Below are 8,740 nucleotides of genomic sequence, written 5' to 3' on the forward strand. Positions count from 1 at the left end.
ATTTAAACGAAACATTTCGCGACACCGACATGTTATTCACAATTTCTGTGGATAAAGCTGTGTGGTATTTATCTAAAAGTCGCTTGTCACTAAGCTAAGTATGCGTTGACGATTTGAGAGCTAGATAATAGTAAGTTAACTCATAAAATACACAACTATTTTAGCACATTATCTATGATAAGAAGATTATTTGGTTAAGTTATTCCATTATTAAAAAATTAGCAGAGAAAAATATGACATCAGAGATTACTATACGTAACGCGCTAATAGAGGATGTTCCAAACCTGCTGCCTTTAATAGAGCAGTTAGGGTATCCACTATGCTGAAAAGGCAGGTATTGTTGTTGGTTGGGTAGCCTGGTCAAAAAGCTATCTTTTTGTTTCGCCTACCACGCGGATTCACATTGAAGGATTGGTCGTTGATAAAAATTTTAGAGGTCAGGGTATTGGAAGGAAATTGATGGAGAAGGCTGAAGAATTCGCAAAGCAGTCAAGTCCTTGTATCGTTGATCTTACGTCGGGCTTAAGACGAGCAAAAGATGGCTCTCATGATTTCTATCAGTCTATGGGTTATTATAATGAAGGCTATATGGCTAAATTGTATTTAAGAAAGGAAATTTTCTAAAAATCTGCCACAAAAACTAATTTAAGTAAGAGTAATCATCATTAAGAATTCTTGTGGAGAGGCTTATAAACTATTTTTCTATTCAGATTTTTAAGTTTATTTTCAATTTAAGCTCTAGTCTTAAGTCACCTAAACAAAAAATAACTATCAATAACCAGTTCCACTTCAAAAGATTAATTTATAATTTTTGGGAGTAGGTTAGGGGCAGTTCCACAAGCAGTCGTTTCTAGCTATGATTTTTTATTTAACTCCCTAAAAAGAATATATTTAAACTAAAAAAGGGCCTCTTAAGAAAAATAAAAAGAACTGAAGTCCAAGAATGTATACGGTTATTAAAGAGGTCCTCAAATAAGAATTTTAGCGCCTCATTTTAAAAATTTAAAACCTCTTTTAATTTAAAGCCATTCTAATTATTAATATTCTTGGTAAATCTTTGTAAAATTTTATTAATCAAACTTTATTTATACTTTAACTAATAATCTAAAGGAGTAAGTTAAAATATATATTAAAAATAAGTAAGGATGAGGAAGTAAAAAATCAGTATTTAAAAAACTTTAATATCGAAGGCCTAATGAAGGACAAAATACTTATTCATTGGCTAGAATTTTACTTCAAATCGAAGAGAAAGATGATATAAAAAATTCGTGCAGAAATACATTGCTATTTTGACTTCCATGAATTTTTAAGAGAATTAATTTTATTATGTCACATTGTAATAGGTATATCTTCAGATAATATACCTATATTAGTTTCAGTTTTGATGAAAGCCTCAAGTACTATACTTATATTTCCATTAAAGATTGCACTTGAAAATAGAGCAATTATGTAACCCATGATAAAACGGCAGCCTAAATCCAAATATTTTATGGTAAAAAGGAAGTTGATTTTGGTCTGCTTTTTCGAACAAATTTAAAATATATTGATTGGAATTCCTAATTTAACTTGATAGCGTCAATTTATCGCTATTTTTTATTTATGGTCACATCGAGTAGCTTGTTACTATTTCATTGACAGGTGAAATACGCTTTTCTAAGGAAACCTTAAAACCTGGGCCAATATCCACAACCAACGCTGAGGTTGGATCAACGATAGGTTCGGCCTGATTTGGACTAGCGATTAAATCATAGTTAAGGATTAATTCACTAATAAAAGCTCTTAACGATAAGATACCAACTTTTATCCCTGGGCAAGGGCGTGGCCCTGTGGAGAATGGTAAGAAATGCTCATCCTTAAATTGTTTAACCTCTTTAATTCTTTCTCTTGACCATCTATCTGGATTAAAAGTATCTGCATCGTCACCCCAGAATTTTTTATCATGATGCAAGCCTTCGATGTTTATAAGAATAGTTGTATAAGGCGGGAGTTTAATATTTCCTTTATTAACACCTATGGAAGTATATCGAGGTATGATAGGGGCAGAAGAAATATAGCGTAATCCTTCTTTAATCACTTGGTCAAGATAAGTAGGTTTAAATTCATGATTTTTGAGATCGCTTTCTTTAAGAGTTTTATAGTCTGATTCATCTATTTCACAGCTTTGATCGAGTTCATAGCGTAACTTTTTAATCACGTCAGGGTGCTTAATAAGCTGCAATAAGATTCCCACTAAATTAATGTAAACTCCGTCCATTGCCCCAGTGATTAACATAGCGCGATCTGTTGTTTCATGAATTTGAGCTTCAAGATTTATACTGGTAGCATTTTTTATTGCTTCATCTTCTCGAATAATATCAGCAAGTACATTCGTTTTTGGTTGCTCCAAACCCCTTTTGAGATCTGCCATATGCTTTTCAATGAATTTTGAAGACGCATTTTTATATACATTCTTTTGATAGTTAAAGTTTAGGGCAGTTGATATGGAGTAAGGGAATAAAAGTTTTTGTTTAATCCATTTAAAGCCTAAATTCACATTTGTATTTTCTTCTTCTGTCAGTTTTTGATCTTTACCTATCATTGCTTCAGAAGTGGTTTGACGCATGAGTAATTTAATTGCATCGAGTAAAACAAAGCTATCTTCTTTTTTACTCCACTCATGTAATGCTTCTTTGAAGTTTTTTTGGATAATTGGATAAAATAATGGAACATTCCCAGTGAAATTAAGTAGTTTTTGTCGCTCATGTCGCGCAAAATGACCCGTGTTATTTGATAAAGTTTGGCCTATCATCTCAGAAAATGAATTCAATACACTCCGGCCATCAGGTTGTGTTTCTACGTCTTTTAAAAGCTCATCCAAATCTTTAATTGATTTGGGTACAATTACAGCAATATATCTAGTCTGCCCTAAAGGCAACCAAGGTCCTACACGTGCAAGAGCTATCCCTTGCTTATCTTCTAGTGCAATGGGAGTCAGTATTTTCTTAATAAGCTCTTCTTGATTAAATAAAGCGTCTCTTGCATAACCGAAAAGAGATAATTCTGTAAATCGAAATGCAGGATAAACATAATGATTAAAAAATCTAGTTTTAAATGATTCCTTATTGCTAGTTTTTTCAATATTTAACTTGGTCATTTATTAATTTCCTAACCATTAACCGGTAATATGGAAGTTCAGTTTTAACGCTTACTAAACACTTCTTTAACGATAAAGTGTCAGTTATTATTAAAACAATTCGATTAATAAGAAAAATTATTATATTTAATTATTAAATTTTAGTTTTTATACCCAAATTGTTGTTATCAAATTTTTGCACAATGTATTAAAACTTTAAACAGTTGAGATTTGCTTAAAATTTGAGAATTTATACCATTAATCTTTTTTGCAACAAAGCACTTATTCCTATTACCTTAATAATAGCGAAGAAGGGTTGGGTAAAGGTGAATCTAACGCTAACCCACAAAACCACCGATAACTAATATTATACTTTACTTCTTCTATTAGGCGCCGGTTTGACGGCATTGAAAATAAATAACCAATAAGTAACATACGAAAATACAGCTCTTGTGATATAGAGGGCTGGGGCTATAGCAAGACGCCGTTAATTCATTAACAAAGGAAAAATCAACAGACTGGTTCACTTTTTTTAATAAATCAGTTGGCGAAATAAGGTTGTCGGGAGTTACTTGAATTAATACGTTCATTACGAAATCGACCTTGCAGAAGCCATTGTAACTGAGTTAACAGTCGCTGATTAGATCATGCCAGGCTAAATGTGTAAAGTTTTTTCACTTTTTGCAACATCCCGACTCTTTTTTTGAGACGACCTATTAATTACTATCTATTTAGGCTGGGTAAATAATCATTGGCTTTTTTATCCTGTTTAAAACCTGGTTGAACGAAAGTAAATATCTTCTCTTTGATTTCCATAGGAAAGATATTTAAGGAAGAGCCTTCCTCAGTTTTACATCCTTCATAAAAGAAAGTGACGCGTGTGTTAAGTAGGCTTTTAGCTTGTGCTATTAAAGTTTTAAATTCTTGGCTTTGGTGGGCCGTTTGTCCATCATTAAGGACTAAAGCAAGAGAATGATTAGGATTAGTTTTTAATTGCTTTAAGAATGAAAGGCTTGTGCTGAGTGAGGATGTTTTTAAGCGAGTGATAATGTCTTCTTTACAATATTGACTTAATATTTTGATTGTATTAGTTGTAAAAGATTGGCCTTCTACTAAATCATTCCAAATATAATCTAATAACTTTTTGGCGGTAATTTTATCAATTTTTATCGATTTAAGATTATTTTGTGCTAATACATGTCCATGACAAATTGCTCTTTCAAGCAGTGCAATGGCTGCGGGATAATTTATAGGACCCCCTTCACCTTTTAGGTGCATAATAGCCCGGTTATTCATGGCAAAGCTATCTTCTAATTCAATCGCTTGTTCATAAAGCTTAATGGCTTTAGACAAATCCTTGTATTCTCCTTGCGAATAAACCACTGCACAATTATACATGGCATCCACACTTTCTAATTGAATAGCTTGCTCATAAAGCTCAATAGCCTTAGGCAAATTTCTCACGCTGCCTTGACCTTCTTGATGCATATTAGCACGATTAACCATGGCCTTTGCATTACTTAATTGAATAGCTTGTTCATAAAGCCGTATGGCTTCAGGAAGATTTTTTGTCCCACTTTCACCCTTTTGATGAATAATGGCGCGATTAACCATGGCATTACTATTTCCTAATTGAATGGCTTGGTCAAAAAGCTGAATAGCTCGAGAGAAATTACTAAACTCATGTTTGTCATATTTATACAAAACGGCCAAATTATTTATGGCCTCGACATCGCCTAATTGAATAGCTTGCTCATAAAGTTTAATAGCGTCCGCCCACTTCTCACTGTTTTCATATATTAGAGCACGTTCGTTCATGGCATAAGTATTATTAAGTTTAATAGCCTCATCAAATAAATGAATAGTGCTTTGTGGAATGGCAACACAGCCTATTCCCAAAAGACATCCCTGTAAAACCCTTGCATGCGAGCAATTGTTATCTTTAATTCTTTGTTGACATTGTTTACTAATGACACTAATAAGCTGTTGTAGGCTATCTTCTAATTTCAACTGTTTTTTAAATATTGGTGAATGAAATATCGTCATTAATCGATTGTAATTTTGATAATTGCCCTTTAATATTTCTTCAAGCCCATGTTTGATAAAGGTCGCTTCTTGATAGGCTATAAGACTTTGAAAATTGGAGAGATAAAGATTGAAATTAAGCATTTCTATTGGCCAATATAAAAAATTAAAAGCTAGTATAGCTTTACAGATAGAAATGTATAGGGTGGTGTTTCGAAAAGTTAGCTGTAGTATTCGGAAGTAGTTTCAATGACTTCAAAAAATCGGCTCGGACGCATTCTAGTTAGAATTTATCCTCGATTTTAAATGACGCCATTTTCATCTGCAATGCGTATTTTGGTATTTTAAATGCGGGTTCAATTATCGTGATTTAAAAGCAACAATGGCGGAACGGGATATTAATTGATCACATTAGCATTTATCATTCGGTTCGGTTCTATGCGCCGGAACTAAAAAAAGGCTGAACTGGTAGAAGAAGCGCTATTCCAAAGATGGCATCTGGATGAAACGTATGTCAAAGTCAAAGTCAAGGGCAAATGGTAATACTTGTATCGAACGATTGATGAAGATGGTAACACCATTGATTTTTATCTTTCTCATCGGCGTAATGCCCTTGCTGCTAAATGGTTTCTTAAGAAATTAATTAAGAACAATCCTACTTGTGATATCAGCGTGCTCAATACTTATAAAATCCCGCTTATGCTCAAGCGATTAAACATTTAAAACAGGAAAATATGCTTGCTGCACACATTCAACACTTACAAATAAAGTATCGTAATAATCGCTTGGAAGCGGATCATGGAAAACTTAAGCGCCTTATTCATCCGGTCAGAGGATTTCAGTCCATGAAAACCGCTTATGCCACCATTAAAGGATTTGAAATCATGCGAATGTTTAGAAAAGGACAGTTTAATATCTAGATGTATAGCAAGCAAAATGGAGATTCATTTATCAACCAGTTGTTTGAAATTTACAGCTGAAATTTGCCCTGAATTTATGTTTATGCGACTTCTATAGTTTTTGCAACACTGCAATAAATTAAATATACAACTTATCATTAATTATTAACATAACTAACTCATTGATTAAATTGATAATAATAATTAAAATAGTACATTTACTGACAACTTTAATGACCATAAAAGAATTTGAAAATACTATTAATAAAGACTTACTAAACTCTTTAGGCGTAAGCTATAATCTTTCGCTCTATCATTTAAATAAGTCAGACAATATTAGGCTATATCGACGTTTATACCCACCAGTAGGGACTATATCTACAACACCTTTAAAAATTAACCAATTGTGGCAAGTATATTTATTGACCGGTCGTTTAGACCTTATTTCTAAATTAAACTATAAATTGACATCTGATTTAATGGATAATTGGGGCGCCCGCGTTGTTCATTACGCTGCTTGGTCTGCAATCCTTGAACTACTGGACTCAATTAAGCAACTCGCTCCTGAACTACTTACGCTCAAGGATGATCATGGCAGAACCATTGCTCATTATGCTGCATTGTCTGGAAATCTTGAAGCGTTAAATTGGATTAAGGTGAACACGCCAGAGTTACTTGGTATTAGGAGTAATTACGGGAGAACTATTGCCCACTATGCTGCTATATCTGGACATCCTGCACAACTTAATTTAGCTCTTGCTTTAAGCAAAACGCCAGAGAGGTTCAATATTGATATTTTTCGTTTACTTCATCCAAATACACAAATAAAAAGCTTACAAACTATTTCTAAAATGTTAGAGAACAATTTAACTCTCACTACTATTTTTTTTCCTGATAACATCAACTCAGCTATCAAAAATGAAATCACAATGAAATTATCAATAAACAAAGCGCTACCTAGTTTAATACAAGTAGTTATTGGATTTTATGAAAAAGGTAGTCAATTTTATTGCGTACCACATGCTATTTTACTTGAAATCATTAGCCATTTATTTCCTACTAACTGCTTAAACTCGAAAATACAATTTGTTCTTGAAAAGTTAATGACTTATTTAGAACCAAATCATTGGGTTACTAATAAAGTTAAAAATAAAATAATTCACTCAATAGATAGTGAAATCGTACGCCTCTCAGCTTCACAATCAGGTAGTTTCTTTAATTTAATTCAACAAAGCGATCATAAAATTAAAATCCTTGATAATATAAGAGCTACTGTAAATAGAAATCATAATTCTTTAGATGAACTAAAAAAAACGGTTGTTGAAGCCTTTTTACCGTATCAGGATGAATTAAAACATCAACGAAATTATTTGCACTCTTTATTTAAACCAGATCATAGTTCTAAAAGTTTTAATATAGTTGAAACTTGTTACAAACTTCTAAATATTAACCCTGAAATAAATTTTCAAGCGCTTGATTTCAACCAGGGCTTTTGACTTAATTTTCTACTTAATATGTCTCAAAAAAGGGTCCGGCCTGTTGCAAAAGGTGAAAGAACTTTACACATTAAGCTTGTAATGATCTAATCAGCGGCTTTTGACGCAGTTGTAATAGCATGCAAGGTAGATTTAGGAATGAACTGATTAATTCATGTAACTCAATTATAGACAGCCTTATTGCACCGACTCATTTATTAAAGAAAGTTAACCAGTCTGTTGATTTTTCCTTTGTTAATGAATTCACTGCGTCTTGTTATAGTCCTAATAATGGTAGGCCCTCTATATCGCCAGAACTGTGTTTTCGCATGTTGCTTATTGGTTATTTATTTTCAATACCCACAAACCGACGTCTGATAGAAGAAGTAAAATACAATATTAGTTATCGATGGTTTTGCGGGTTAGCGTTGGATTCAGCTGTACCAAGCCATTCTTCGCTTAGTCGTTTTTTTAAGCGGTTATCGTTTAGGGTATTTCAATCATTTTTTAATGCCATCCTAAACCAATGTCATCAAGCAGGTTTACTGAACACTAAAAGTGTTATGACAGATAGTACCTTGTTTCAAGCGAATGCGTCTCTTAATTCACTCATGCCTAAATCTGGTAGTGAAGATGCGAACCAAGGCGAGCGAGGTGTTAAGCTTACTAAACGAACTGTCTCTAATAAAACCCATCAAAGTAAAACCGATCCTGATGCAAGCTTAGCGTTTAAAAAGGGCGCGCCTTGTACCTTAAAATATAAAGCGCATGTCTGCACAACGAGTCAAAGTCGCGTTATTTTGGACATTAAAATAACTACAGGTGCCGTTCACGACTCACAACCTTACCTTGAGCAGCTCAATGCGATTAAGTTAGGTTTAAGCCATAACATTAAGGAAGTCATCGCTGATCGCGCCTATGGTTCAGGGCATATTATTTCAACGCTCAAATCAGTGGGTATTACCACCTATATTCCTTTATTAAGTACCCGTAGCGGCACCTCACAACGAACAATAACACCTGGCTTTTATTACGATTCAGAAAAAGATAATTATCGTTGTCCTGCTAATCACGAACTTAAACCAGGTAAATTATTAAAAAATGATTACACACTGTATCATTTTAGGGCAGCGTATTGTCAAAACTGCGCCTTAAATTGTCAGGCGCCTAAGAAAAAAAATCGAGCGATTCGCGTGATTGCAAGGCATACTCATTTTGATTTATTTCAA

General features: G+C 33.4%; 6 protein-coding genes and 1 pseudogene. 4 read left to right on the plus strand and 3 right to left on the minus strand.

Translation table 11 applies throughout. From position 1 onward, the window contains the following. Positions 1-336 precede the first annotated feature (336 nt). Entirely contained in the window at positions 337-624 is a 288-nt protein-coding gene (locus E1P04_RS17155) for a GNAT family N-acetyltransferase (protein WP_242604523.1), read from the plus strand. Positions 625-1,603: 979 nt separating this feature from the next. Here E1P04_RS17155 and E1P04_RS17160 read toward each other — a convergent pair. From E1P04_RS17160 to E1P04_RS17170, 3 genes are all read right to left on the minus strand, one after another. Further along, entirely contained in the window at positions 1,604-3,133 is a 1,530-nt protein-coding gene (locus E1P04_RS17160) for a cytochrome P450 (RefSeq protein ID WP_131784082.1), read from the minus strand. Positions 3,134-3,403: 270 nt separating this feature from the next. Continuing rightward, on the minus strand, positions 3,404-3,571 hold the full coding sequence (locus tag E1P04_RS18485; protein WP_427853588.1) for a transposase: 168 nt from the start codon (positions 3,569-3,571) through the stop codon (positions 3,404-3,406). A gap of 264 nt (positions 3,572-3,835) precedes the next feature. Further along, positions 3,836-5,281: a tetratricopeptide repeat protein gene (locus tag E1P04_RS17170; protein WP_131784084.1), complete on the minus strand. Its 1,446-nt coding sequence runs from the start codon at positions 5,279-5,281 to the stop codon at positions 3,836-3,838. Positions 5,282-5,459: 178 nt separating this feature from the next. On the opposite strand from E1P04_RS17170, the pseudogene E1P04_RS17175 reads away from it, so the two are divergent. From E1P04_RS17175 to E1P04_RS17185, 3 genes and pseudogenes are all read left to right on the plus strand, one after another. After that, positions 5,460-6,057, plus strand: a pseudogene (locus tag E1P04_RS17175) (IS6 family transposase). A 212-nt stretch (positions 6,058-6,269) separates the two neighbouring features. Further along, positions 6,270-7,532, plus strand: a complete 1,263-nt coding sequence (locus tag E1P04_RS17180; protein ID WP_131784085.1) for an ankyrin repeat domain-containing protein — start codon at positions 6,270-6,272, stop codon at positions 7,530-7,532. A gap of 119 nt (positions 7,533-7,651) precedes the next feature. Further along, the coding region (locus tag E1P04_RS17185; protein WP_207386058.1) for a transposase at positions 7,652-8,740 on the plus strand (1,089 nt) is incomplete at its 3' end.

The organism is Legionella gresilensis, from assembly GCF_900639865.1.
Taxonomy (GTDB): Bacteria; Pseudomonadota; Gammaproteobacteria; order Legionellales; family Legionellaceae; genus Legionella_C; species Legionella_C gresilensis.

Coding starts and splice junctions, on each gene's coding strand:
- E1P04_RS17160 (WP_131784082.1), bottom strand. CDS start 3,133: ATGACCAAGTTAAATATTGAAAAAACTAGCAATAAGGAATCATTTAAA.
- E1P04_RS17170 (WP_131784084.1), bottom strand. CDS start 5,281: ATGCTTAATTTCAATCTTTATCTCTCCAATTTTCAAAGTCTTATAGCC.
- E1P04_RS17180 (WP_131784085.1), top strand. CDS start 6,270: ATGACCATAAAAGAATTTGAAAATACTATTAATAAAGACTTACTAAAC.